General features: G+C 68.8%; 25 protein-coding genes. 9 read left to right on the forward strand and 16 right to left on the reverse strand.

The genetic code is table 11. From position 1 onward, the window contains the following. Positions 1–240 precede the first annotated feature (240 nt). Complete coding sequence (locus tag SGCZBJ_RS16995; protein WP_101719172.1) at positions 241–1,185, reverse strand: LysR family transcriptional regulator; 945 nt, start codon at positions 1,183–1,185, stop codon at positions 241–243. 123 nt (positions 1,186–1,308) lie between these two features. On the opposite strand from SGCZBJ_RS16995, the gene SGCZBJ_RS17000 reads away from it, so the two are divergent. From SGCZBJ_RS17000 to SGCZBJ_RS17010, 3 genes are read left to right on the forward strand one after another with little or no spacing between them, the layout of a single operon-like run. Next, positions 1,309–2,385 carry an HlyD family secretion protein gene (locus SGCZBJ_RS17000; RefSeq protein WP_101719219.1) on the forward strand — a complete coding sequence of 359 codons (1,077 nt, stop codon included), beginning with the start codon at positions 1,309–1,311 and terminating at the stop codon, positions 2,383–2,385. Then, positions 2,385–3,926, forward strand: a complete 1,542-nt coding sequence (locus tag SGCZBJ_RS17005; protein WP_101719173.1) for an MDR family MFS transporter — start codon at positions 2,385–2,387, stop codon at positions 3,924–3,926. Before SGCZBJ_RS17000 ends, SGCZBJ_RS17005 begins: the two co-directional genes overlap by 1 nt. Beyond that, positions 3,910–5,370 (forward strand): efflux transporter outer membrane subunit, encoded by a 1,461-nt coding sequence (locus SGCZBJ_RS17010; protein WP_101719174.1) that lies wholly within the window; start codon positions 3,910–3,912, stop codon positions 5,368–5,370. The genes SGCZBJ_RS17005 and SGCZBJ_RS17010 overlap by 17 nt, the downstream gene beginning before the upstream one ends. 4 nt (positions 5,371–5,374) lie before the next feature. Here the strand turns inward: SGCZBJ_RS17010 and SGCZBJ_RS17015 are convergent, their stop codons facing one another. The 3 genes from SGCZBJ_RS17015 to purC form a co-directional block, all read right to left on the reverse strand. Then, positions 5,375–6,037 carry a DUF3885 domain-containing protein gene (locus SGCZBJ_RS17015; RefSeq protein WP_133149280.1) on the reverse strand — a complete coding sequence of 221 codons (663 nt, stop codon included), beginning with the start codon at positions 6,035–6,037 and terminating at the stop codon, positions 5,375–5,377. Positions 6,038–6,045: 8 nt separating this feature from the next. Then, the gene (gene purS, locus SGCZBJ_RS17020; RefSeq protein ID WP_058350003.1) at positions 6,046–6,285 is read right to left on the reverse strand and encodes a phosphoribosylformylglycinamidine synthase subunit PurS; all 240 of its coding nucleotides are present in this window, start codon (positions 6,283–6,285) and stop codon (positions 6,046–6,048) included. A 138-nt stretch (positions 6,286–6,423) separates the two neighbouring features. After that, positions 6,424–7,179 (reverse strand): phosphoribosylaminoimidazolesuccinocarboxamide synthase, encoded by a 756-nt coding sequence (purC, locus tag SGCZBJ_RS17025; RefSeq protein ID WP_101719176.1) that lies wholly within the window; start codon positions 7,177–7,179, stop codon positions 6,424–6,426. Positions 7,180–7,565: 386 nt separating this feature from the next. Between purC and SGCZBJ_RS17030 the strand changes: the two genes are divergently transcribed. Both SGCZBJ_RS17030 and SGCZBJ_RS17035 read left to right on the forward strand, forming a co-directional pair. Next, entirely contained in the window at positions 7,566–7,883 is a 318-nt protein-coding gene (locus SGCZBJ_RS17030; protein ID WP_101719177.1) for a DUF1476 domain-containing protein, read from the forward strand. A gap of 224 nt (positions 7,884–8,107) precedes the next feature. After that, positions 8,108–8,533, forward strand: a complete 426-nt coding sequence (locus SGCZBJ_RS17035) for a DUF1842 domain-containing protein (RefSeq protein WP_101719178.1) — start codon at positions 8,108–8,110, stop codon at positions 8,531–8,533. 39 nt (positions 8,534–8,572) lie between these two features. On the opposite strand, the gene SGCZBJ_RS17040 is transcribed toward SGCZBJ_RS17035, so the two are convergent. From SGCZBJ_RS17040 to SGCZBJ_RS17055, 4 genes are all read right to left on the reverse strand, one after another. Beyond that, the gene (locus tag SGCZBJ_RS17040; protein ID WP_101719179.1) at positions 8,573–9,079 is read right to left on the reverse strand and encodes a DNA-deoxyinosine glycosylase; all 507 of its coding nucleotides are present in this window, start codon (positions 9,077–9,079) and stop codon (positions 8,573–8,575) included. Continuing rightward, complete coding sequence (locus tag SGCZBJ_RS17045) at positions 9,076–9,828, reverse strand: 2OG-Fe(II) oxygenase (protein ID WP_101719180.1); 753 nt, start codon at positions 9,826–9,828, stop codon at positions 9,076–9,078. Before SGCZBJ_RS17045 ends, SGCZBJ_RS17040 begins: the two co-directional genes overlap by 4 nt. A 5-nt stretch (positions 9,829–9,833) precedes the next feature. Next, a complete protein-coding gene (purB, locus tag SGCZBJ_RS17050; RefSeq protein WP_101719181.1) occupies positions 9,834–11,144 on the reverse strand; it encodes an adenylosuccinate lyase in 1,311 nt (436 codons plus the stop codon). Positions 11,145–11,346: 202 nt separating this feature from the next. Then, positions 11,347–12,840, reverse strand: a complete 1,494-nt coding sequence (locus SGCZBJ_RS17055) for a spinster family MFS transporter (protein WP_101719182.1) — start codon at positions 12,838–12,840, stop codon at positions 11,347–11,349. Between the two features lie 217 nt (positions 12,841–13,057). Here SGCZBJ_RS17055 and SGCZBJ_RS25710 point away from each other — a divergent pair, with 217 nt between their 5' ends. Continuing rightward, the gene (locus tag SGCZBJ_RS25710) at positions 13,058–13,231 is read left to right on the forward strand and encodes a hypothetical protein (RefSeq protein WP_165799351.1); all 174 of its coding nucleotides are present in this window, start codon (positions 13,058–13,060) and stop codon (positions 13,229–13,231) included. Positions 13,232–13,364: 133 nt separating this feature from the next. Here the strand turns inward: SGCZBJ_RS25710 and SGCZBJ_RS17060 are convergent, their stop codons facing one another. Further along, positions 13,365–14,699 (reverse strand): spinster family MFS transporter, encoded by a 1,335-nt coding sequence (locus tag SGCZBJ_RS17060; RefSeq protein WP_101719183.1) that lies wholly within the window; start codon positions 14,697–14,699, stop codon positions 13,365–13,367. Positions 14,700–14,793: 94 nt separating this feature from the next. On the opposite strand from SGCZBJ_RS17060, the gene SGCZBJ_RS17065 reads away from it, so the two are divergent. Continuing rightward, positions 14,794–15,411, forward strand: coding sequence for a glutathione S-transferase family protein (locus SGCZBJ_RS17065; RefSeq protein ID WP_101719184.1), 618 nt, complete (start codon positions 14,794–14,796; stop codon positions 15,409–15,411). A gap of 128 nt (positions 15,412–15,539) precedes the next feature. Here the strand turns inward: SGCZBJ_RS17065 and SGCZBJ_RS17070 are convergent, their stop codons facing one another. The 3 genes from SGCZBJ_RS17070 to SGCZBJ_RS17080 are packed head-to-tail and all read right to left on the reverse strand — an operon-like array spanning position 15,540 to position 17,546. Continuing rightward, a complete protein-coding gene (locus SGCZBJ_RS17070; RefSeq protein ID WP_101719185.1) occupies positions 15,540–16,190 on the reverse strand; it encodes a glutathione S-transferase family protein in 651 nt (216 codons plus the stop codon). A gap of 45 nt (positions 16,191–16,235) precedes the next feature. Further along, entirely contained in the window at positions 16,236–17,219 is a 984-nt protein-coding gene (meaB, locus tag SGCZBJ_RS17075; protein WP_101719186.1) for a methylmalonyl Co-A mutase-associated GTPase MeaB, read from the reverse strand. Between the two features lie 9 nt (positions 17,220–17,228). Continuing rightward, positions 17,229–17,546 (reverse strand): heavy metal-binding domain-containing protein, encoded by a 318-nt coding sequence (locus SGCZBJ_RS17080; RefSeq protein ID WP_101719187.1) that lies wholly within the window; start codon positions 17,544–17,546, stop codon positions 17,229–17,231. 175 nt (positions 17,547–17,721) lie between these two features. Here SGCZBJ_RS17080 and SGCZBJ_RS17085 point away from each other — a divergent pair, with 175 nt between their 5' ends. Together SGCZBJ_RS17085 and SGCZBJ_RS17090 are read left to right on the forward strand one after the other, a co-directional pair. Continuing rightward, positions 17,722–18,186 carry a DUF4112 domain-containing protein gene (locus SGCZBJ_RS17085; protein ID WP_101719188.1) on the forward strand — a complete coding sequence of 155 codons (465 nt, stop codon included), beginning with the start codon at positions 17,722–17,724 and terminating at the stop codon, positions 18,184–18,186. Between the two features lie 32 nt (positions 18,187–18,218). Next, complete coding sequence (locus SGCZBJ_RS17090; RefSeq protein ID WP_101719189.1) at positions 18,219–18,674, forward strand: DUF4112 domain-containing protein; 456 nt, start codon at positions 18,219–18,221, stop codon at positions 18,672–18,674. Between the two features lie 4 nt (positions 18,675–18,678). On the opposite strand, the gene SGCZBJ_RS17095 is transcribed toward SGCZBJ_RS17090, so the two are convergent. The 4 genes from SGCZBJ_RS17095 to SGCZBJ_RS17110 form a co-directional block, all read right to left on the reverse strand. After that, complete coding sequence (locus tag SGCZBJ_RS17095; protein ID WP_101719190.1) at positions 18,679–19,254, reverse strand: Uma2 family endonuclease; 576 nt, start codon at positions 19,252–19,254, stop codon at positions 18,679–18,681. 45 nt (positions 19,255–19,299) lie between these two features. Continuing rightward, the gene (locus SGCZBJ_RS17100; RefSeq protein WP_133149281.1) at positions 19,300–19,758 is read right to left on the reverse strand and encodes a hypothetical protein; all 459 of its coding nucleotides are present in this window, start codon (positions 19,756–19,758) and stop codon (positions 19,300–19,302) included. 91 nt (positions 19,759–19,849) lie between these two features. Then, entirely contained in the window at positions 19,850–22,006 is a 2,157-nt protein-coding gene (gene scpA, locus SGCZBJ_RS17105) for a methylmalonyl-CoA mutase (protein ID WP_101719192.1), read from the reverse strand. 3 nt (positions 22,007–22,009) lie between these two features. Further along, the gene (locus tag SGCZBJ_RS17110) at positions 22,010–23,452 is read right to left on the reverse strand and encodes a methylmalonyl-CoA mutase family protein (protein ID WP_101719220.1); all 1,443 of its coding nucleotides are present in this window, start codon (positions 23,450–23,452) and stop codon (positions 22,010–22,012) included. Between the last annotated feature and the right edge of the window lie 37 nt (positions 23,453–23,489).

A 23,489-nucleotide genomic window follows, 5' to 3' on the forward strand; every position in this document is an offset into this window, starting at 1 on the left:
GCGCGACGCCTTCCTCTTCAACTTCGTCGAGCTCTACAATCAGACCCGATTGCTATGCCTCGATCACAAGGCTCCCGCCGAACTCCTCGCCAAGCTCTCGGGACACAACACGAAGGCGGGGATCCAAGCCGCATTTCGGGATAGGGCGAGGCCGTGAGCGGCCCGCAGACTCAGCTTGGGTCCCCGCCTTCGCGGGGAAGGACGGACCAGAGGGGCGGCCGTCGATACTGTCGATCCGACCTAGATCCTCTCGGCCGCTTCGCGGCAGACCTCCAGCAGCCAGCCGTTGGGCGAGTCGGGGCCGTCGCTGGCCCGCATCACCGCGCCGAACGGGGTGGGCGGCGGCGGGGCCGGCGGCTCGATCATCACCACCTTGCCGCGCTCGGCGGCGGTTTCGGCCAGGCGCTTTGGCAGGATGCAGATCATGTCCGAGCGGCTGATCATGCTGAGCGCGCTGAACGAATCCTGCACCGAGAACGGCTGGTAGGAGTCGTCGCCCAGCGCGTAGCGCTCGCCCCACGAGGTCACGCGGCGCAGGCCGATGTGGCCCGCTGAGGTGCGGTCGGGATCGTCGTTGCCGCCGGTAACACCCAGCCGGGGCACGCGGGCCAGCGCCTCCAGGTCTATACCGTCGGCCACGGCCGGATGCCCGACGCGCACGACCCAGACGCCGGCCTCGTCGAACAGGCGGGTGTGGGTGAAGCGTCCCGGCACCGACTCGAAGCAGCCGATCACCATGTCGAGGCGCCCGGTGTCGAGGTCCTCGGTCATGCCGGCATAGAGGCTGCGGAAATGGACCTGCACGTTGGGGGCCACGGCCATCACCCGTTCGGCGATCAGCGGGCCGAGCACGTAGGAGATGTAGGTCCCCGCCGCGACGGTGAAGGCGTGCTGGTCGACGCGCGGGTCGAAGCGCTGGGCTGAGACGGCGGTCTCCAGCAGCTTCAGCGCCGTGCGGGCGGTGTCGGCGATCTCCATAGCGCGTGGCGTGGGGCGCAGGCCGGTCTGGCCGCGGACGAAGAGATCATCGCCGACCATCTCGCGCAGGCGCCGCAGGGCGTGGCTGACGGCCGACTGCGACAGGCCCAGGCGCTCGCCCGCACGCGTGGCGTTCTTCTCCTCCAGCAGGGTGACGAACACCCGGAAGAGATTGAGGTCGGCGGTTTTGAAATTCGCTGAATTCATGACTGACGTGAAGAGATATCATTTCCCTCATGACCGGCGGAGTCCTATTTCGCCGCTCAAGGTTCGCGATCGAACGGACCTCCCTTTCGATTCCCCGAAACTCGAAGACATGTGGAGCAGCGCGTGAGCGACGCTGAAGGTTACGACGCCATCGCCGAGGCCGAGGTCGAGGCTGCCCGCAAGCGGCAAGGCAGGACGCTGGGCCAGCGGCTGCGCCTGCCGCTGATGATCGGCGTGCCCGCGCTGATCCTGGCGGGCGTCGGCGTCGTGCTGCTGACCGGCGGCAAGTCCGAGGCCACCGACAACGCCTACATCCAGGCCAGCCGCACGGCGATCAGCGCCAGCATCGACGGCCGGGTGGTCAGCGTCGAGGTTCACGAGAACCAGGCCGTCAAGAAGGGCCAGGTCCTGTTCCGCCTTGATCCGGCCGACTACGAGGTCGCCGTGTCGGAAGCCGAGGCCGCCCTGGCCCAGGCGCGCTTCGACGTCCAGGCCCGCCGCGCGGTCTACGCCCAGCGCCTGGCCGACCTGGCCGCGGCCGAGGAAACCGCCGGCTACGCCAAGCGCGAGGCCGCCCGCCAGCGTGACCTTGCCGCCGCCGGCGTCGCCACCCAGGCCCAGGCCGACGAGGCCCGCCACGCCGCCGACCAGGCCCAGCGCCAGATCGCCGTCGTCCGCCAGCAGATCGCCACCGCCCTGGCCGACCTCGGCGGCTCGGCGGACGCGCCCACCGAGCGCCAGCCCAAGGTGCTGGAGGCCCAGGCCCGCCTCGAACGCGCCAAGCTCGATCGCTCCTATGCCGCCGTGGTCGCCCCGACCGACGGCGTGGTGGCCAAGGTCGAGCAACTTCAGGTCGGCGCCCGGGTCAGCGCCTCGCAGGCGGTGTTCTGGCTGGTCTCGGGCAAGCCCTGGGTCGAGGCCAACTTCAAGGAAGACCAGCTGGCCCACATGCGCGTCGGCCAGCCGGCCAGCATCAAGGTCGACGCCTACGACGCGCCGCTCAAGGCCCACGTCGCCAGCTTCAGCCCCGGCACCGGCTCCAGCTTCGCCCTGCTGCCGGCCGAGAACGCCAGCGGCAACTGGGTGAAGGTGGTCCAGCGCGTGCCCGTACGCCTGACCCTGGACGACGCCGCCCCGGCCAACCTGGGCGCGGGCCTCAGCGCCAAGGCCACCGTGGACGTCCGTTCGGGTCGCGAGTGATGAGCGCCGCGCGGGCCCTTTCCGGCCACGACCGCGACGTCGCCAACCGCGGACCGATCACCGTGTCGGTCATGCTGGCGACGATCATGATCTCGCTGGACACCACGATCGCCAACGTCGCCCTGCCGCACATCCAGGGCAGCGTCTCGGCCTCGGCCGACCAGATCACCTGGGTGCTGACCTCCTATATCGTGGCCGCCACGATCATGACGCCGCTGACCGGCTTCATGACCGAGCGCCTGGGCCGCAAGATGGTGCTGAACGTCTGCATCATCGGCTTCACCATCGCCTCGATGCTGTGCGGCATCGCCACCAGCCTGGCCGAGATCGTCATCTTCCGCCTCTTGCAGGGCCTGTTCGGCGCGGCGCTGATCCCGCTGTCGCAGGCCGTGTTGCTCGACATCAACCCGCCCCACCGCCATGGCCAGGCCATGGCCGTCTGGGGCGCCGGCGCGGTGCTGGGGCCGATCCTGGGCCCGGCTCTGGGCGGCTGGCTGACCGACAATCTCGACTGGCGCTGGGTGTTCTTCATCAACCTGCCGGTCGGCATCCTGGCCTTCTGCGGCGTGTTCTTCTTCCTCTCCGAGAAGAAGGGGACCGAGAAGAAGCGCTTCGACATCCTGGGCTTCGCCAGCCTGGCCATCGCCATCGGCGCCTTCCAGCTGATGCTCGACCGGGGACCCGGCGAGGACTGGTTCGGCTCGGCCGAGATCTGGACCTACCTGGTGATCTGCGTGATCTGCGTGTGGATCTTCGGCGTGCAGCTGGCCACGGCCGACAAGCCGTTCATCTCGCGGGCGCTGCTGGCCGACGCCAACTTCGTCACCTGCTGCATCTTCGGCTTCTTTATCGGCATCCTGCTCTACAGCACGCTGGCCCTGCTGCCGCCGATGATGCAGACGCTGCTGGGCTATCCCGTAGCCTTCACGGGGCTGGTCTCCATGCCCCGGGGCCTCGGCTCGTTCATCGCCATGTTCGCCGTCGGCCAGTTGGTCGGGCGGATGAACATCAAGCTGATCCTGACCATCGGCATGGCCATCAGCGTCGTGTCGCTGTGGCAGATGAGCCAGTTCAGCCTGGGCATGGACACCCACCTGATCATCGTCTCGGGCTTCCTGTCGGGGGCTGGGACGGGCCTGATCTTCGTGCCGCTCAGCACCATCGCCTTCGCCACGGTGAAACCGGAACTGCGGGCCGAGGGCGCGGGCCTGTTCACCCTGGTGCGCAACATCGGCTCGGCGGCCGGCATCTCGATCATGCAGGCCCTGTTCGTCAGCGGCATCGAGAAGCACCACGCCGTGCTGGTCGAGCACGCCCGGCCCGACAATCCGGTCTACCAAGCCTACGCCAAGAGCGTGTTCCTGACCCAGAACGCCATGGCCGCGTTCAACGGCGTCATCAACCGCCAGGCCTCGATGCTGGCCTATCTCGATGACTTCCGCCTGATGCTGCTCATCACCGTGGCCTGCTCACCGCTCATCCTGCTCATGCGAACCCCGAAAGCCAAAGGGGGCGAGACCGTTCATGTCGCCGACCACTAAGACCGCCCGCCGTCTCGCCGCCCTGGCCGGGGCTGTCAGCCTCGCCGCGCTAGCCAGCGCCTGCACCACGGTGGGTCCTGATTTCCAGGCTCCGGAAGCGCTCAGGACCAACGCCTATGTCGGCAAGGACGAGGCGCTCCCGGCCATGGCCGGGCTCGACCGCACGGGCGTTGGCCCGTGGTGGAGGGCGCTGGGTTCGCCCGAACTCGACGCCGTGATCCGCCAGGCCCTGACCGACAACCCGTCGCTGGCGCAGGCCGACGCCACCCTGGCCGGCGCCCAGTCGGCCCTGGCGGTCGCTCGCGGCCAGGCCGGCCCGCAGGCCAGCGCCAACGCCGGGATCGACCGCGAGCGGGCCAACCTGCAGGCCTTCGGCTTCACCGGCTTTGGCGACATCAAGCTCAGCAACCCGACCTTCAGCCTCTATTCGGTGGGAGCGGGCGTCGGCTACGACCTCGACCTGTGGGGCGGAAACAAGCGCCGCATCGAGGGCGCGACGGCGCGGGTCGAGGCTGAAGGCCGCCGCGCCGAGGCGGCCTACCTGTCGCTGACGGCCAATATCGCCTTGCAGGCGGCGACGATCGCCGCGCTGCAGGCGCAGATCGCCAGCGTCGAGCAGATGATCGCCGACGACGAGGCCAATATCGAGCTCGTCCGCAAGGCCGACGCCCTGGGCGGGGCCACCCGCCTGGCCGGCGTCTCGGCCCAGGTCCAGCTGGAGCAGGACCGCGCCCTCCTGCCGGACCTGCATGGCGAACTGGCGGCCGCCCGCCACGCCCTGGCGGTGCTGGTCGGCAAGGCGCCGGCCGACTGGGCCCCGCCGGCCTTCACGCTGGACACCCTGAAGCTTTCGGCGCCCGTGCCAGTCGTCCTGCCCTCGACCCTGGTGCGCAGGCGGCCGGACATCCTGGCGGCCGAGGCCGAGCTGCACGCGGCCACCGCCGACATCGGCGTGGCGACAGCGGATCTCTATCCGAACCTCAAGCTCAGCGCCTCGCTGACGCAGGGGGCGCTCAAGCCCGGTGACCTGTTCAGCTACGACGCCAGCGGCTGGGATGTGGGGGCGGGCCTGACCGCGCCGCTGTTCAACGGCGGCGCCCTGAAGGCGCGGCGCGAGCAGGCGAGGGCGGCGGCCCGCGTCGCCTCGGCCCGTTACCAGCAGACCGTGCTGACCGCCTTCGGCCAGGTGGCCGACGCGCTGGCGGCCCTGTCGGCCGACGAGGCCGCGCTCGAAGCGCAAGGGCGTGTCGAGCGCCAGGCAGGAGAGCGCCTGCGGCTGGCCCGCCTGGCCTTCGATCGCGGCGGCGGCACGATGCTGGAGGTGATCGACGCCCAGCGGACCCTGAACGCCGCCCGCCAGTCGCGGGCGCGGATCGAGGGGCGCAAGCTGGCCGATGCGGTGCGGCTGTTCGCGGCGACCGGGGCCGATTGGCGGACGGCCTGAGACCTCAGACCACCGTCAGACGGGGCCCCGCATCGCGCCACGGCGCCGGCAGGGCGTCGCAGCGCTCGACCTCGGCGTCGCGCACCCATTCGCGGAAGCGCCAGTAGACCGGCGCCAGGCGCTCGGGCGTGACGGCGATCGGGGTCATGCCCTTGGCGTCGTAGAACTCGAGCGCCAGGCCCGTTTCGAAGTCGACGATCCCGACCGACAGGTTGATCAGGCCGCGCTTCTGGAAGCCGCCGACGGCGGCCAGCAGGAAGGGAGCCAGGGCGTCCATCGTGGCGGACGTCTCGACATAGGCGAGGTTCCACCACCAGTCGGGCGCGTCCTCGGGATCCGGGCGCAGGCGCCAGGCCGGCTGGCGCGGCAGGTCGAAGCCCAGGTGCGACAGGCGCTTGAACGGCGGCTTTTCGTGGGAGCTCCAGCCCAGCTCCAGGGTCACGCGCTCGGAGCGGCCGAACATGGCGGCGACGACCGCGCGGGCGGTGTCGAGCTCGCGCAGCAGGCGGGCGGCAGGCGTGAAGGGCTGGGGAAGACGGTCGGGGGCCGTGGCGTCGGGGATCAGTTCGATCCGCGTCCAGGCCGGCCCCCGGAAGTCGTGCAGGCGCTCGACGCCGAAGACGTCGAGCATCCGCTGGCGGGTGGGATGGAGGCTGGCCTCTCCCACGGTCCGCCTCAGGCGATGTCGATGCGGTAGCTTTCGATGACCGTGTTGGCCAGCAGCTTCTCGCACATGGACTTGACCTCGGCCTTGGCGGCTTCGGCGTCCGTGGCGTCGAGGTCGAACTCGATGACGCGGCCGACGCGGGCGTCCTTCACCGACGGCCAGCCCAGACCATGCAGGGCGTTCTCGACGGCCTTGCCCTGGACGTCGAGCACGCCGGGCTTCAGGAACACGTGGACGGTGGCTTTCAACTTAAATTCCTCCCTCGCGAAGCGGGGGAGGGGGACCGCGAAGCGGTGGAGGGGGCGTGAGCCGTCCACGGCGATCGGGATCTTCCCCCTCCGTCGCCTGTCGGCGACACCTCCCCCTTCAGGGGGAGGATCAAATGACTAGTGCACGCCGCCTTGGATGACGGTGGGCATTTCCTTCATGATGCCGAGGCGGCGGGCCACCTCGGTGTAGCTCTCGATGACGTTGCCGAGGTCACGACGGAAGCGGTCCTTGTCGAGCTTCTCGTTGGTCGTCGAGTCCCACAGGCGGCAGCTGTCGGGGCTGATCTCATCGGCCAGGATGATCCGCGAGAAGTCGCCCTCGTAGACGCGGCCGAACTCGATCTTGAAGTCCACCAGCGTGATGCCGACGCCGCCGAACAGGCCCGAAAGGTAGTCGTTCACCCGCAGGGCCATGGCCATCATGTCGTCGATCTCCTGGGTGGCGGCCCAGTTGAACGCGGTGATGTGCTCCTCGGAGACCATCGGGTCGCCGAGCTTGTCGTCCTTGTAGTAGAACTCGATGATCGAGCGCGGCAGCGGCTGACCCTCGGTCAGGCCCAGGCGCGTGGCGATCGAGCCGGCGGCGATGTTGCGCACCACGACCTCGAGCGGAACGATCTCGACTTCCTTGATCAGCTGCTCGCGCAGGTTCAGGCGGCGGATGAAGTGGTTCTGGACGCCGATCGCGTTCAGGCGAGTCATGATGTACTCGCTGATACGGTTGTTGATCACGCCCTTGCCTTCGAGGACGGCCTTCTTCTGCGCGTTGAACGCAGTGGCGTCGTCCTTGAAATACTGGATGAGGGTGCCGGGCTCGGGGCCCTCGTACAGGATCTTGGCCTTGCCTTCGTAGATCTTCTTGCGACGGGTCATGGCTCTCGTCGAGGCCCTTCCTGCGAATAAGCGCGCCGTCCTTGCCCGGAAGACTCCCGAGAAAACGAAAAGCGCGCGCGGCGGATAGCTGCGCGCGGCGTTCGACTCAAGGCCGCTCACTGAAAAATGTCCGCCGGAACCTACCCGAACGCCGGCTTTTCCGCAAACACGGCCTGCCATCGTGGTAAACCTTCGCCCTGCGGCGTCGCGGGCGATTGCCCCCCGTCGCTGGGCGGGATATGGAGCCGCCACAAGAACACTTCGTCTCGCGGACACACCATGTTCGCAGGGGACGAAACCGAACTACTCTCTTACACTGGAGCGCCGTACTACCGCCCTGGGTTGCACCTTTCGGCGGTAGGCGTTTCGGGAAACTTGGGGCTTTCATGACGACCTTCGACGACCGCGAACAGGCTTTCGAACGCAAGTTCGCGAACGACCAGGAGCTGGAGTTCAAGGCCACCGCGCGCCGCAACCGCCTGCTGGGCGAATGGGCCGCCGGCCTGATGGGCCTGGCCACGGTCGAGGAATACGCCCGCGCCGTCGTGAAGTCGGACTTCGAGCAGCCCGGCGACGAGGACGTGTTCCGCAAGGTCTTCGAAGACCTGAAGGGCTCGGGCGTCGCGGCCTCGGAAGGCGAGGTCCGCATGAAGATGGCCGAACTGCTGGCCTTCGCCCGCGAGCAGCTGCGCGCCGGCGAATAAGCCGGTCCGCCGAAAGGCGACCACGAAGAGGCCCGGCCCGGTTCGCACCGGCCGGGCCTTTTTCTTTGGCCGCTATCGCGCATCTGTGAACTTGCGCACCTTTAGGTTGTCAAAAAACTGCAATCGTCCTCAGGCTTTATCGGGCGGCGAATTCGCCCGCGAGGCGCATCGTCGACAACGGGGCGGCGATCAAGCGACCGCTCCGATAACCGGAGGACGCAAACATGGCTGACGACGTCGGCAACCTGCATTCCCAATCGGCCGAGATCGGTCCGGTCGGCCTCTACCTGGTCAAGCTCGAGGTCGGTAACGTCGGCACGCCCGGCGCCCCGATCGTCAATCTGGCTCTCACCGTCGACGCGCCCTCGGGCAATGTCAGCGGCATCGCCGAGATCAGCCAGGCCATCGTTGGCGGCAATCACCGCTTCCCGGTCTCGGGCCACATCTATCAGACCGGCTTCGGTCAGGCCGAACTGCTGGTCTCGCTCACGGGCGAGTTCGTCTACAGCGTGCCGCCGCCGGCCATCGGTTCGTTCCTGGCCAAGTTCAAGGCGGCCCTGGTGGTCGACAAGAGCTGGAACGGCAAGGGCGGCTTCGACTATCTCAATGTGCACGTCGAGAACGTGCCGGTGAAGAACGTCAGCGCCTGATCGCGATTTTCTCCTCCCCCGTTTACGGGGGAGGAGAATTCAAGCCAGCCATGTCCTCAGCCGCAGCCAAGCCTCGTGCTTGGCCTCGAAGCCCATGGCCGCGTGAGCGGGGCTTGAGGAGGGCAGGGGGACGAGCGCCAGGCGTTCGGTGCGCCCCGCCAGCAGCCGCGCGCCGGCCTTGGCCGCGGCGGCCCCGTTGAACGCCACGGCCCGCAGTCGTGGCAAACTGTCCACCAGGCCCGTGAGGTCGTTGTCGGCGGCGTCCTTGATCGCCGCGTCCAGGCTGCCGGGGCGCATCGCCTCGGCGTGGACGTCCCACAGCCCGACGCCGGACGCCAGCAGCGCGGCCAGGCGCTCGTCATAGGGCAGGGCGGCCAGGTCGCGCTCGACCGCCGCGCCGATCAGCCGCCAGAAGCCGTTGCGGGGATGGCCATAGTATTGCGCGGCCGCCAGCGACGCGTCGCCAGGCAGGCTGCCCAGCACCAGCACGCGCACGCCGGCGTCGACCACCGGAGGAAAGCCGCGCTTGCGGACCTCTCCGGTCACGCCTGGCGGGGCTTGCCGGCCGGCGGGCTGTCCTTGAGCCAGCCGGTGACCATCAGCCGCGGCGCGCCGGCATAGGGCGCGACCGGCGCCACCGAGTGCTGCCTGGGCACCTTGAAGATGGTCATGGTGTTGAAGGCGGGCGCAAAGCCGCGCTCGATGTCGCCCTCGGCGTCGTGGAACAAGAGCTGGCCGCCCCAGTCGCTGCGCCATTCGCGGGTCAGGCTGATGGTGTAGGCGGCCCGTCGGTCGCCCTCGCCGGTGTCGTCGTGGCGGGTGAGGAAGTCGCCCGGTCGATACAGCGTGGCCTGGGCGTCGAGCTTGGTGATCCCCGGCGCGCCGATCACCTGGGCGCCGAAGGCGATCATCTCCGGCCCGTTGAGGAAGTCGGTCAGGTCGTGGATCGGGTGTCCCGGATTACGCCCGGTGAGGTAGGCGTTGATCATCGGGTAGCCGAGATAGACGTAGGCGAAGCCGGTGCGGGCCCGCAGGGTGGCGGCCTTTAGCTTCTCGCCGATGGCCGCTCCGCCCAGGCGCTGCACCGTCGCGCGGTCCAGCACCTCGGCCTTGCCGGTCTCGGTGGAGCAGATCACGTCCCACTCGATGCCCTGTTCGAGCATGCGGGCCAGGATGTCGGCCACGGCCGGCTCGAACAGTCCCGGGATGCGGACCATGCCGTCCCGGGCGTAGGCGGCCGCGAGGGCCGCCGGATCCAGCGCCGGATTGAGACGAAGGATCGGCGGCTCGCTCAACGGGATCAGGCCTGTTCGCCGAAGACGCGCTTGAAGATCACGTCGACGTTCTTGGTGTGGTAGCCGAGGTCGAACAGATCTTCGAGCTCGCTGTCGGTCAGGGCCTTGGAGACCACCGCGTCGGCCTTCAGGAAGTCGAGGAAGCGGCCTTCGCCGCGCCACACCTTCATGGCGTTGCCCTGCACGGCGGCGTAGGCGTCTTCGCGCGACACGTCCTTGTGCGTCAGGGCCAGCATGACGCGCTGCGAGAACACCAGGCCGCCGAGCTTGTCGAGGTTCTTGGCCATGTTGTCGGGATAGATGTTGAAGCGCTCGATGACGCCGGCCAGGCGACGCAGGGCGAAGTCGAGGTGGATGGTAGCGTCGGGGCCGATGCCGCGCTCGACCGACGAGTGGCTGATGTCGCGCTCGTGCCAGAGGGCGACGTTCTCCATCGCCGGCACCACGGCCGAGCGGACCAAACGCGCCAAGCCAGTGAGATTCTCGGTCAGGATCGGGTTGCGCTTGTGTGGCATGGCCGACGAACCCTTCTGGCCCGGATCGAAGGGCTCTTCGGCTTCGAGGACTTCCGTGCGCTGCAGGTGGCGGATCTCGGTGGCCAGGCGCTCGATCGACGAGGCCACGACGCCGAGCGCGGCGAAGTAGGCGGCGTGACGGTCGCGCGGGATGACCTGGGTCGAGACCGGCTCGACGGCCAGGCCCATCTTGTCGGCCACGTGCTGTTCGACGCGCGGATCGACATTGGCGAAGGTGCCGACGGCGCCCGAGATCGCGCAGGTGGCGATCTCGAACTTGGCCATCGCCAGGCGCTCCTTGGCGCGCTGGAATTCGGCGTAGTAGCCGGCCAGCTTCAGGCCGAAGGTGATCGGCTCGGCGTGGATGCCGTGGCTGCGGCCGACGCAGACGGTGAACTTGTGTTCCAGCGCGCGGCGCTTGAGGGCGGCCAGGACCAGATCGACGCCGTCGAGCAGCAGGTCGGTGGCGCGCGACAGCTGCACGGCGAAGCAGGTGTCCAGCACGTCCGACGAGGTCATGCCCTGGTGCAGGAAGCGGGCCTCGGGGCCGACGATTTCCGACACGTGGGTCAGGAACGCGATGACGTCATGCTTGGTGACGCGTTCGATCTCGTCGATGCGGTCGCTGTCCCAGACCGCGTCGCGGCCCTTCTCCCAGATGGTCTCCGCGGCGAGCTTGGGGATGACCCCAAGTTCGGCCATGGCGTCTGCGGCATGGGCCTCGATCTCGAACCAGATCTTGTACTTGGTCTGGCTGGACCAGATGGCGGCGGCTTCGGGGCGGGCGTAGCGGCTGATCATGGGCCGGGGGTTTCGTCGCGTGAGGCCGCTGAGTCAAGGGAAGCGGGTTATTACTTAGTGCCGCCGGATCCTCCCCCTGAATGGGGAGGTGGCCCGGAGGGGGAAGTTTCTGACGAGCTGGCGAACCTGTCGAAGGGAGTGGTCGCATCCCCCTCCGTCGGCTTCGCCGATACCTCCCCCTTCAGAGGGAGGGTCTTGAAGGTCACCCCCGCGACTTCATGTGCTTGACCATGCCGATGGCCGCCAGGGCGTAGTGCACGCCGGCCCAGGCGTAGAAGCACAGCGAGACGATGATGCCCTGCTGGGTGGCGCGGGCCATGGCGCCGCCGCAGGCCTTGGCCGCCTCGACCGGCGCGCCCTTGGGGGCGATGCCGCCGGGGCAGGCGCTCGCGAAGTCGATCGGGCCGGGCGAGAACATGCCGCCGAGGGCTGCGAAGATGCCGCCGGCGTCCGGATGGTTGAAGTGGAAGCCGGCCAGGTGGTCGATCAGCCAGCCGGTGAACACCGGCCCTCCGCCCAGGGCGATCAGGTTGAGGAAGAAGAACAGCAGGGCCGTGGCGGTGGCGCGGCGACGCGGCTCCACCGAGTTCTGCACCACCCCGAAGGTCGGGGCGAGATAGACGTAGTGGAAGACGCCTGGGATCAGCAGGATCAGCGCCGTCATCTGCCACTCGGTCTGCAGGTAGGCGATGATGTAGATCGGCGTGCAGACGATAAGGCCGATGGCCGGGGTCAGGGCGTACCACTTGGCGCTGCGCTTGCCGGCCCAGTCGCTGAGGAAGCCGCCGACCAGGGTGCCCAGGCCCGCCGAGAAGCCGCCGATCAGGCCGACGATCAGACCGACCTGCGCCAGGCCCAGGCCGAAGGCCCGCACGAAGTAGGGCGGCACGAACGCGCCCGAGCCGTAGGAGCCGAACGAGGCGATGGTCACGCCCAGCACCATGTGCAGCACCGGCCACTTGCCGAACAGGATCTTGGTCACGGCCCAGAGCTCGGAGAACTCCTTCTTTAGCGAGAAGGGCGGCTTGGCGGGCTCGACCGGGGTCACCGCTTCCGGCTCCAGGGGCGTCTCGACGACGTCGGAGTGGCCGCGCGGCGGTTCCTTGACGATCAGCTTGACCAGCAGGGCCAGCAGGATGCCCGGCAGGCCGACGATGACGAAAGCCGCCCGCCAGGACAGCTCCTGGGCCAGCCAGCCGCCCGCGACGGCGCCGAACATCGTGCCCAGCGGAATGCCGAAGCTGTAGATCGACAGGGCCGAGGCGCGCTGCTTGGGCGCGTAGTAGTCGCTGATCAGCGAGTGGCTGGGGGGCGAGCAGCCGGCCTCGCCGACGCCGACCCCGAAGCGATAGAGCGCCAGCTGGGCGAAGCTGGCCGCCGTGCCGCACAGCGCGGTGAAGCCCGACCAGATCACCAGCGAGATCGAGATGATGCTGACCCGGTTCCAGCGCTCGGCCAGGCGGGCGATCGGAATGCCGAGGATGGTGTAGAGCAGGGCGAAGTAGAGGCCGCCCAAGAGGCCAAGTTGGGTGTCGGTCAGATGCAGGTCGACCTTGATGGCCTGGCCGATGGTGGCGATGATCGTGCGGTCGATGAAGTTGAAGGTGTAGGTCGCCAGCAAGAGCGCCAGCACCGAGGCCTTGTATCCCTTGGAATAGAGCGGCTGCTCGCCGCCCGGCGCACGCGCCTGGCCCATACTGACTCTCTCCCTTCAAACGTTTGTTCTATTTGCGCCGACTGTGACCCAACGGCAGGGGGAGCGCCACCCCCTTTTCGAAGCTTCGGAATGGTGGCGGCTTTGCGGCGCGCGGATGAACCGCAGATAACAGGAGAGGGCGGGAAGGTTCAGGAAAGCGAGCGCCTACTAGCGTCACAAAAGGCCGGTCGAACGGCCGCCGCGTCGGAGGTCTCTCATGCAAGCCGCCCCCCGCAAGACTGAGCAGGAATCACCCGCCCGCGAGGCGAAGATCGTCTCGCTGGCCGAGTTCAACCACGCCCGCTCGATGAAGGCGCTCGACCGCTGGGACACCGGCGTCCCCGCCGACCCGTACCCCTTCGCCTACTGCTTCCCGAGGTCGGATCGCTAAACAAGATCCTCCCCCTGTGGGGGAGGTGGCCCGAAGGGCCGGAGGGGGGACGTTTTCAGCTTCCGCGGCGTCGGAAGTCACTCCCCCACCGATCGCTGCGCGATCGCCTCCCCCACAGGGGGAGGTTCGCTGACTACCCCACCATGTCCTCGCGGATGGTCTTGCGGGCCGCCCAGAACAGCGCGAACGCCACCAGGCCGAACATCGTCGAGACGATCAGCGCCCAGCGCACGCCCTGTGCCTCGCCCAGGCCCATCGGTCCGGCGAACATGTCGCTGAGGGCGCCGACGGCGACGGGGCCAAGGCCCAGCCCGATCAGGTTGATCACGAACAGCAGCACGGCCGAGGCGGTGGCCCGCATGGACGGATCGACGATGCTCTGGGCCGTGGCGTAGACGGGTCCGTACCACAGCGTGCCCAGAAGGATCGGGATGGTGAGGATGCCGATGGCGGCGGTCACCGAGTCCAGGCTGACGGCGGCGATGTAGAAGGGCAGGGTGACCAGCGAGGCGATTGCCGGCACGGTGACGTAGGCCCTCAGGTCCTTGGCTCCCATCTTGTCGGCCAGTTGCCCGCCCAGCCAGGCGCCGATGACGCCGGCCGTGCCGCCGATCAGGCCCAGCGCCAGGCCCAGGAAGCCGGCCGACTTCAGCCCGAACTGCGCGGCCAGGGCGGCGACGTCGGCGCCGTGGTTGCGGAAGAAGTACGAGGCGATGAACGGCGCCTGGCCGTAGCCGACGAAGGCCTTGATCGAGGCGGCGAAGGCCACCAGCCAGAAGGTTTTCTTGGTCATCAGCACGGCGAGCGCCGCGCCGAAGCTGACCTGGTGAGCGGCGCGGCCGGCCAGATCGGCGGCCAGCTGCTTGCGGGGCTCGACCAGGGTGAAGGCCGCGATGATGGCGAACAGCACGCCCGGCGCGCCGGCGACCATGAAGGCCGCGCGCCAGCCGTAGGCGTCGGCGATCAGCCCGCCCATGGCCATGCCGGCCAGCGTGCCCAGCGGCGTGCCGATCGAATAGAAGGCGATGGCGCTGGCCCGCTTCTCCTTCGGGACATAGTCGGTGATCAGCGAGTGGGCCGGCGGGGTGCAGCCGGCCTCGCCGACGCCCACGCCGATGCGGGCGGCGATCAGCTGCCAGACGTTCTGGGCGAAGCCGCACAGCACGGTGAAGGCGCTCCAGGCCAGGATCGAGGCGGCGATGATCCGCGGCCGGTTCTTGCGCTCGGCCAGGCGCGCGATCGGGATGCCCAGCACGGTGTAGAAGATTGCGAAGGCCAGGCCCGTCATCATGCCCAGCTGCCAGTCGGCCAGCCCCAGATCCCGCTTGATCGGCTCGGCCAGGATGTTGACCACCTGCCGGTCGAGGAAGTTCAGCGTGTAGATGATCAGCAGCACCCAAAGGGCATAGCGGCGATAGCCGCTCGACACGGGCGCGATCACCGGCGACGGGGTTGCCGTCTCCGCCATGGGCGTTCCTCCTCGAACAGTTGTTCTAATCGTTGAGGCGACTGTAGACGCGCGTTAAGCCGGAAGGCCAGTCTGCATCGAACAGGAGACCGTCATGGAACTCGTCATCGGCACCAAGAAGTGGTCGACCTGGTCGCTGCGGCCCTGGCTGGCGCTCAAGCGGACCGGCGCGCCGTTCAAGGAGATCGAGATCGAGCTGCGACGCGGCGACGCCACCGAGGCCGACATCGCCAAGCACTCGCCCAGCAAGCTGGCTCCCGCCCTGAAGGACGGCGACCTGGTGGTCTGGGACTCGCTGGCGATCTGCGAATACCTGGCCGAGAAGTTCCCCGAGGCCAAGCTGTGGCCGGAGGATCCAGAACTGCGCGCCCTGGCCCGCTCGGCGGCGGCCGAGATGCATTCGGGCTTCTCGTCGCTGCGCGGCGAGTGCCCCATGGACCTTGGCCTGATCAAGCACGCCGACCTGTCGGAAGCCACGCAGAAGGACGTGCGCAAGATCACTGAGCGCTGGAACCAGCTGCTGAAGCGCTCGGGCGGGCCGTTCCTGCTGGGCGAATGGTCGATCGCCGACGCCTTCTACACCCCGGTCGCGACCCGCTTCCGCACCTACGGCGTGCACCTGTCGGACTACGGCGACGCCGGCGCGGCGGGCGCCTACTGCGAGCGCCTGCTGGAGACGCCGGAATTCCTGGCCTGGGAGGCCGGGGCCTAGGGGCCGTACTCAATTGCCTTGGCTATAAAGATCGTCATCCCGGCCGGAGGTCCGCGTAGCGGGCCGCTTATCCGGGATGACGATCGGTTAAGTGCTGATCTCAAGGGCTTTTCTCTCCTGTCTGGACTTTAGGCCGTCGGGAAGAAGTGCATGTAGGGCTCGGCCTCCTTCAGCGTGCGCGCATAGGAGGGCCGGGCCTTCAGTCGTTCCAGATAGGCCGCGGCGTTGGGGCGCTGCGGCGCCAGCGGCATGACCTTGTCGGCGTAGAACATCGCCGGCGCGGTGGCGCAGTCGGCCATCGAGAACGCCTCGCCGGCCGCCCAGGTGCGCCCCTCCATGTCGCGTTCGACGATGTCGAGGGCGGTGGCAAGGTGGGCTCTCGCCTCAGCCAGGCCATGCGGGTCCTTGGCGTCGACTGGCCGGATGCGGTCGTTGACGATCTTCTGCATCGGGACCTGCACCGACAGATCGAAGAAGCGGTCCCTGGCCCGCACTTCCAGCGCCAGGTCCGGATCCTGCGGGATCAGGGAGGCGGCGCCCCGGTGATGGATTTGCAGGTACTCGATCAGGATCGAGCTCTCGGGCACGACCGCGCCGCGGCCCGTATCCTCCAGCACCGGCATGCGCGCCATCGGCCATAGGGCGCGGAGCGCCTCCGCCGAGGCTTGGTCGCCGAAGTCGACCATGCGCAGCTCAAACGGCAGGTCCAGTTCGTACAGCGCCACCAGCGCCTTGTGGCAGAACGACGAGAGCGGGTGGGCGTGCAGGATCAGCGCCATCGGTTTCCTCCGTTGGCGCATTGGCGCGGAAACGGAGAGCGTCGTCTACAGCCCGAACGCCTTCAGCAGCCGGTCGGCGGCGGCCGAGGCCGGCAGATCGCCGGCCCGCACAGAGCCTTCGGTTTCGTCCACCAGCGCGGCCACGGCCGGCGCGGCGCGGAAGGCCTCGGCCAGGCGGTCGTTGACCATGGCCCACATCCAGCGGGCGTCCTGGTCGGCGCGGCGGGCGGCTCTCGCGCCATTGGCGGTCATCACCTCACGGTGGCGCTGGACCTGGCCCCACAGTGTGTCGAGACCGGACCCGGTCAGGCCCGAGGCGGTCAGCACCGGCGGCGTCCAGTCGAGATGGGCGGGCGTGAGGATGTGCAGGGCGTTGCGATAGTCGCGGGCCGAGCGCTCGGCCTTCGTGGGATCGGCGTCGGCCTTGTTGATCACCAGGAGGTCGGCCAGCTCGATCAGACCCTTCTTGATGCCCTGAAGTTCGTCGCCGCCGCCAGGGATCAGCAGGGCGACGAAGATGTCGACCATGTCGGCGACGACGGTCTCGGACTGGCCCACGCCCACGGTCTCGACGATCACCACGTCGAAGCCGGCCGCCTCGCACAGCAACATGGCCTCGCGGGTCTTGCGCGCCACGCCACCCAGCGCCCCGCCGGACGGGGAGGGGCGGATGAAGGCGTTCGGATCGACGCTCAGCCGCTCCATCCGCGTCTTGTCGCCGAGGATCGAGCCGCCGTGGCGGCCGGACGACGGATCGACCGCGAGCACCGCCACCCTATGGCCGGCGGCGGTCAGGGCGCAGCCCAGGCTCTCGATGGTGGTCGACTTGCCCGCGCCGGGGACGCCTGTGATCCCCACGCGCTGGGCGCCGCCGGTGCGCGGCATCAGGCGCTGGAGAAGCTCGCGGGCGGCGGCCTGATGATCGATCCGGCGGCTCTCGACCAGGGTGATGGCGCGGGCCAGGGCCGCGCGCTCGCCAGCCAAGAGGCGGCGTTCGAGATCGGCGATGTCGAGGACGGGCGGAGGCACGCCTCCGACTTAGAGGACGACCGCCGTGCCGGAAACCGAAACCATCATCATCTGCCCGTTGGGGCCGACGGTGTTGTAGTCGAGGTCGACCGCCAGGATGGCGTTGGCGCCGACCTTCTGGGCTTCCTTCATCAGGCCCTTCAGGGCGTCCTCGCGAGCGCGTTCCAGCACCCGCTCGTAGGAGCTGGAGCGGCCGCCGATGAAGTCGCGGATCGAGGCCAGCAGGTCGAGCACGACGTTGGCGCCCAGGATCGCCTGGGAATAGACCGCACCCTTGTACTCCTTGACCGGACGGCCCTCGATGAACGGGGTGGTCGAGATCAGCATGCCTGCGGGTCCTTCGCTCATGGCGCATAGTTAAGCATAAACGGGGCGCGCCGCGAGGGGCTCCGGCGTTGCACGCGTGACGATACGGCGAAGTTTCCCCTCAGGCGGGAAACCGGCTTTCGGCAAGCCTGGCCTTGAGGCAGATTGCCCGCGCTGAAGCTGGGGGGGCTGGCCGTTGTTCTTCGCCAAATCGCATCTCGACCTGCACAACATCCGGGGCAGCGTCGAGCGCACGGTCAAGCTGTCCGACAACATCGTCGGCGTGGGACCCGTGGGCATCGGCCTGGACGGCATCCTCGCGTGGTTCGGCGGGGCGGGCTCGCTGTACTCGCTGGGCGCGGGCGGGGTGCTATTGTTCGACGGCGTTCGGGCCAGGGCCGCGCCGATGGTGCTGATCCAGATGACAGCCGTGCTGCTGATCGACGCCCTGCTGCCGCTGGGGCCGCCCGGCCTGGGCGCGGTGGCCGACACCCTGTTCACCGGCCAGAAGTGGGCCGGCGGCATGTTGATCAAGCACATGGACGACACGATCTACTTCGAGGGCGCGCGCAAGGAAGCCCAAGGCACGGCCGAATATCGCGACCTGCTCGAGCGGATCCGCTCGGGCAAGGAAAAGCGCCGGGTGGTGTTCCTGGGCTGACAACCAAGCTTGCGGCGAGGCGTTGAGACAGCATGACCGACGAAGCCGTACTGCAAGGCGAAGTAATCGATGAGGGCCCCGCCGGCCATCGACAGCGGGCGCACAAGGCCTGGCGCAACGCCGAGACGATCAAGCGATTGTCGGACCGGCTGATCGGCGTCGGCCCCATCGGCATCGGCCTCGACGGCGTGCTGGCCTGGGTGCCGGGCGCCAACACCGCCTACAGCCTGGGCGCGGCGGCCGTGCTTGGATATCACGCCTGGCAGGCCCGCGCCTCGCTGCCCACCGTGGCGCGGATGGCCGCCTACATGCTGTTCGACAGTTCGACCAGCGCCGTGCCCGTCGTCGGCTGGGCGATCGATACGCTGTTCCCCGGTCACCTGATGGCCGCCAAGGCCCTGCAAAAGGACATCGAGGCCCGCCACGGCGCGCCCGAGGACGTCGATCTCAAGCGCCGGAAGAAGAAGGCGAAGGCTGGAAAGCGCTAGTCGGTCAGCGGATCGGCGGCAGGTCGGCCAGGCAAAGGCTGAGCCCCGGCAGCACCACCGAGGTGATCGTGTCTCGCGCCGAATAACGCACGACGTCGCGATAGACGCCGCCGCTGAGGCTGCGGTGCACGACGATCTCGGCGCTGTTGACGTCCACTACCCAGTAGTCGCGCACGCCATGCTCGGCATAGAACTCCGCCTTCACCGAAAGGTCCTTGGCCATCGTGCTTTGGGCGATTTCGACGACCAAGCCGACATTGCGCCCGCCGATCGTGTTCAGCGGCAATCGGGCGTCATAGGCGTAAAGATCGGGGTCGGGTGCGTAGGTGGCCGAGAGCCGTAACGTCGAGGCCACGATCACTTCTATGGCTTGTCCGGCTTGAGCCAGGAACGCCTTGGCGATCTGCATCTTGACGCGCGTGTGCTCGGCGCCTTCCGAAGCCATCTCGACCAGCCCCCCGTCGATCAGTTCCACCCTGGCGTCGGCGTCGAGAATGCCGGCGTCCTGCATGCGCAGGACGTCTTCCAGCGTGAAGCGGTGCGGTTCTGAGGTTTCGAGCGCGCGGGCCAGGGCGTTCATGGCTGGACGATAGCACGGCCTTGGCGGGCGCGTAACGCCGTGCGCTCAGAGCACGAGACGGCTGCGGGGCGGCGGGGCTGCGGGTTTCAGCATCCATTGGCGGCCGTAGACGATCCACCAGACGCCCAGGCCGGTCAGCAGGCCGACGCCGATGCAGAGCGGCCAGGCGATCGGCAGGTCGAAGAAGAGACCGTCGCGAAACGAGAACCAGGCGACGCTCGCGCCGACGGCCAGGCCGGCGAGGGCGGCGGCCCACGGATGATGCTGGTCGATCTGGTCGAGGATAGCCCAGGCGGCCAGGCCGGCGGCGACGTAGGGCCAGCCCAAGATCAGGCCGAACACCGGCCCGGCCAGCATGGCGTTGAAGGGCTCGCCGTCGATCTCCGAGCCGCCGGGGACGAACAGGCCGTACACTGCGCCCAGGAACATCGACGGCGCCAGGTGGCAGAACAGGGCTCCCACGACCACCCTCGGCATGGTCGTCCGCGTCTTCGCCTGTCGCATGTCGCCCTCCTCGCTGTTGGCAAGGGCTAGGGGAAGGCGCGGGCGTGCAGCCCGCACGGCGCCTGCGATGGAGAAGCGATGCAGGCGGCCGCTAAGCCGCCTCGCCTTGGGTGTAGCCGAGCTGCTTGTTCAGCTTGTCGAGCAGCTCGATCACCGCCTCGGCGATCACCGTGCCGGGGGGGAAGATCGCCGCGGCGCCGGCGTCGCGCAGGGCCTGGAAGTCCTGCGGCGGGATCACGCCGCCGACCACCATCATGATGTCGGCGCGGCCCTGCTTGCCGAGCTCCGCCTTCAGTTCCGGGGCCAGGGTCAGGTGACCGGCCGCGAGCGAAGACGCGCCGACGATGTGGACGTCGTTCTCTACCGCTTGGCGGGCGGCCTCGGCCGGCGTCTGGAACAGCGGGCCGATGTCGACGTCGAAGCCGAGGTCGGCGAAGGCGGTGGCGATCACCTTCTGGCCGCGATCGTGGCCGTCCTGGCCCATCTTGGCGACCAGGATGCGGGGGCGGCGGCCGTCGGCCTGGGCGAAGGCCTCGACCATGGCCTTGGCGCGCGCGGTGGTGGGGTCGGAACCGGCTTCCTTCATGTAGACGCCCCGGATCGACTTGATCTCGGCCCGGTGGCGGCCGAACACGCGCTCGAGCGCGTCGCTGATCTCGCCGACGGTGGCCTTGGCGCGGGCCGCGTCGACGGCAAGGGCCAGCAAGTTGCCCGACCCGCGCGCGCCGTTCTCCAGCGCCTTCAGCGCCGCTTCCGTCGCCGCCGGATCGCGCTCGGCCTTCAGCCGGGCCAGCTTTTCGAGCTGCTGGTTGCGCACCGAGCTGTTGTCGACCTTCAGCATCGGGATGACGTCCGCCACCTCTGGCTTGTAGCGATTGACGCCGACCACGCTCTGGCGATTGGAGTCGATGCGGGCCTGGGTCTTGGCGGCGGCTTCCTCGATGCGCAGCTTGGGGATGCCCTGCTCGATGGCCTTGGCCATGCCGCCGGCGGCCTCGACCTCCTCGATGTGGGCCAGGGCCTTGACCGCCAGGTCGTGGGTCAGGCGCTCGACATAGAAGCTGCCCCCCCAGGGATCGGCGACGCGGGTCGTGCCGCTTTCCATTTGCAGGAACAGCTGGGTGTTGCGGGCGATGCGGGCCGAAAAATCGGTCGGCAGGGCCAGGGCCTCGTCCAGGGCGTTGGTGTGCAGGCTCTGGGTCTGGCCGTTGACGGCGGCCATGGCCTCTACGCAGGTGCGCGAGACGTTGTTGAACACGTCCTGCGCGGCCAGCGACCAGCCCGAGGTCTGGCTGTGGGTGCGAAGGGACAGCGAGCGGTCGTCCTTGGGCTCGAACTCGCGCTTCATCAGGCGGGCCCACAGCAGGCGGGCGGCCCGCATCTTGGCCACTTCCATGAAGTAGTTCATGCCGATGGCCCAGAAGAACGACACGCGCGGCGCGAAGGCGTCGATGCTCATGCCGGCCGCCACGCCCGCCCGGGCGTACTCGATGCCGTCGGCCAGGGTATAGGCCAGCTCCAGGTCGGCCGAGGCCCCGGCCTCCTGCATGTGGTAGCCGCTGATCGAGATCGAGTTGAACTTGGGCATGTTCGCCGAGGTGAAGGCGAAGATGTCCGAGATGATCCGCATCGAGGGCTCGGGCGGATAGATATAGGTGTTCCGCACCATGAACTCTTTGAGGATATCGTTCTGGATCGTGCCCGAGAGCTTGTCGGGCGAAACGCCCTGCTCCTCGGCGGCGACGATGTAGAGCGCCAGGATCGGCAGCACCGCGCCGTTCATGGTCATCGACACGCTCATCTTGTCGAGCGGGATGCCGGAGAACAGCGTGCGCATGTCGAGGATCGAGTCGATGGCCACGCCGGCCATGCCGACGTCGCCCTTCACCCGCTCGTGGTCGCTGTCATAGCCGCGGTGGGTGGCCAGGTCGAAGGCCACCGACAGGCCCATCTGACCGGCCGCCAGGTTGCGGCGATAGAAGGCGTTTGAATCCTCGGCCGTGGAGAAGCCGGCGTACTGGCGGATCGTCCACGGGTTGGTGACGTACATGGTCGGGTAGGGGCCCCGCACGAAGGGCGCGACGCCGGGGCGGCCGTCGGTGAAGTCCAGGCCCGCTGCATCCTGCGCGGTGAAGGCGGGGGCGACGTCGACGCCTTCGGGCGTGCTCCAGGCCTTGCCCGCTTCCGGCGCGGCGGCGGGTTCGGGCGTCTCGAAGGCGACATCGGCGAAGTCGGGGAACTTGCTCACGGCTCAGGCTCCCTCGAAGGCGGCGGCGAAGCGGATGGGCGTCAGGGCCGGGCAGCGGCTGTCGGGGCCGGGCAGGCGGGGGTCGGGACCGTCGACGGCGAAGGCGGCCGGATCGGGCGTCTCCACCTCCGGCGTCTTGTCGTCGGCATTGGGGAAGGCGGTGACGCCCAGGATCTTGCGGCTCTTGTCGGCGAAGGACGCCTCTTGCCCCTCGCGGGTTTCGGCGACGATGTCGGCGATCAGCCCGCTTTCCAGCGCCTTGATGATCCCGCCGTCGGCTTCGATGGCCTGGAAGCCGCCCCAGGCGGCGCGGGCCAGCTGGTCGGTCAGGGTGTCGAGATACCAGGCGCCGCCGGCCGGGTCGGCGACGCGGCCCAGGTGGCTTTCCTCCATCAGGACGAGCTGGGTGTTGCGGGCCTGGCGGCGGGCGAAGGCTGTCGGCAGGCCGATGGCGTCGGTGAAGTTTCCGAGGATGACCGTGTCGGCGCCGCCCACCGCGCCGGCGAAGCCCGCCGCGGTCAGGCGCAGCAGGTTGGTCCAGGCGTCGGCCCGGGCCAGCATGCGCTGCGACGAGCGGGCCTCGATGCGGGCGGGGAGGTCGACGCCGCAGGCGCGGGTCAATTGCGCCCACAGCGAGCGGACGGCGCGCACCTTGGCCACGCCCGTGAAGTATTCGCCGTCCAGGCTGACGCCCAGCACGATGCGCGACCAGGCCTCGTCCATCGACAGGCCCGAGCGGACCAGGGCCTTGGCGTAGGCCACCGCGCCGGCGGCCATGACCGCCAGCTCTTCGGCGTTGGAGCCGCCGGCCTCGTGCACGGCGCGGCCGCTGGCCAGGAACAGGCTGGCGACGGCGTAGGTTTCGGCGAGGCGCGCGCCGACTGTGGCGGCCGAAAAGACGTGGCTCTCGATCGGGCCGGGGCTGACGCCGGCCTGCATCCAGGCGGTCAGCGGGTCCATGTGGAAGGCCAGCGGCGCGTTGGGCGCGGCCTTGGCCAGGGCGGCCAGCCAGTCGGCGGCCTTGGGGCCCAGGAACCCGGCGTCCAGCGCCACGGGCGCCAGGTCCAGCAGCACGCCGTCCAGCACGCCGGCGAGGTCCTCGCGCGAACCGACGGCGACGCCGCCCTGACCGCTCGGATCCAGCGCCAGCAGCACCGAGGCCGCGCCGTTCTCCAGATCCTTCAGGATCTCGCCATTGGCGTGCTTGGCGTCAGGATGGGCGACCTTCGTGCGAAGGTCCCAGGGACGGTCGATGTCGCGGGCGCGCAGGTCGCGGGCCACGGTCACGGCGTCTTCGGCGGTGTAGAGCGGGCGGATGGCGACGCCGTCCGGCGTGGCGCGCACCAGGGTCTCGTCGAAATCGGCCCCTTTCAGGGTCTTCTCGACCAGTTTCAACCACTTGGCCTGCGCCAAGGCTTCGTCGGGCGGGCCGAAGTCGTCGGCCAGTTGGGCGGGCGCCTCGCTCACGACGGGGTTCTCCTGC

The sequence above is a fragment of the Caulobacter zeae genome, assembly GCF_002858925.1.
GTDB classification, from domain to species: Bacteria; Pseudomonadota; Alphaproteobacteria; order Caulobacterales; family Caulobacteraceae; genus Caulobacter; species Caulobacter zeae.

Coding starts and splice junctions, on each gene's coding strand:
- SGCZBJ_RS17090 (WP_101719189.1), top strand. CDS start 18,219: ATGACCGACGAAGCCGTACTGCAAGGCGAAGTAATCGATGAGGGCCCC.
- SGCZBJ_RS17060 (WP_101719183.1), bottom strand. CDS start 14,699: ATGGCGGAGACGGCAACCCCGTCGCCGGTGATCGCGCCCGTGTCGAGC.
- SGCZBJ_RS17070 (WP_101719185.1), bottom strand. CDS start 16,190: ATGGCGCTGATCCTGCACGCCCACCCGCTCTCGTCGTTCTGCCACAAG.
- SGCZBJ_RS17010 (WP_101719174.1), top strand. CDS start 3,910: ATGTCGCCGACCACTAAGACCGCCCGCCGTCTCGCCGCCCTGGCCGGG.
- SGCZBJ_RS17030 (WP_101719177.1), top strand. CDS start 7,566: ATGACGACCTTCGACGACCGCGAACAGGCTTTCGAACGCAAGTTCGCG.
- SGCZBJ_RS17055 (WP_101719182.1), bottom strand. CDS start 12,840: ATGGGCCAGGCGCGTGCGCCGGGCGGCGAGCAGCCGCTCTATTCCAAG.
- SGCZBJ_RS25710 (WP_165799351.1), top strand. CDS start 13,058: ATGCAAGCCGCCCCCCGCAAGACTGAGCAGGAATCACCCGCCCGCGAG.
- purC (WP_101719176.1), bottom strand. CDS start 7,179: ATGACCCGTCGCAAGAAGATCTACGAAGGCAAGGCCAAGATCCTGTAC.
- SGCZBJ_RS17005 (WP_101719173.1), top strand. CDS start 2,385: ATGAGCGCCGCGCGGGCCCTTTCCGGCCACGACCGCGACGTCGCCAAC.
- SGCZBJ_RS17100 (WP_133149281.1), bottom strand. CDS start 19,758: ATGCGACAGGCGAAGACGCGGACGACCATGCCGAGGGTGGTCGTGGGA.
- SGCZBJ_RS17065 (WP_101719184.1), top strand. CDS start 14,794: ATGGAACTCGTCATCGGCACCAAGAAGTGGTCGACCTGGTCGCTGCGG.
- SGCZBJ_RS17095 (WP_101719190.1), bottom strand. CDS start 19,254: ATGAACGCCCTGGCCCGCGCGCTCGAAACCTCAGAACCGCACCGCTTC.
- SGCZBJ_RS16995 (WP_101719172.1), bottom strand. CDS start 1,185: ATGAATTCAGCGAATTTCAAAACCGCCGACCTCAATCTCTTCCGGGTG.
- SGCZBJ_RS17035 (WP_101719178.1), top strand. CDS start 8,108: ATGGCTGACGACGTCGGCAACCTGCATTCCCAATCGGCCGAGATCGGT.
- SGCZBJ_RS17080 (WP_101719187.1), bottom strand. CDS start 17,546: ATGCTGATCTCGACCACCCCGTTCATCGAGGGCCGTCCGGTCAAGGAG.
- purB (WP_101719181.1), bottom strand. CDS start 11,144: ATGATCAGCCGCTACGCCCGCCCCGAAGCCGCCGCCATCTGGTCCAGC.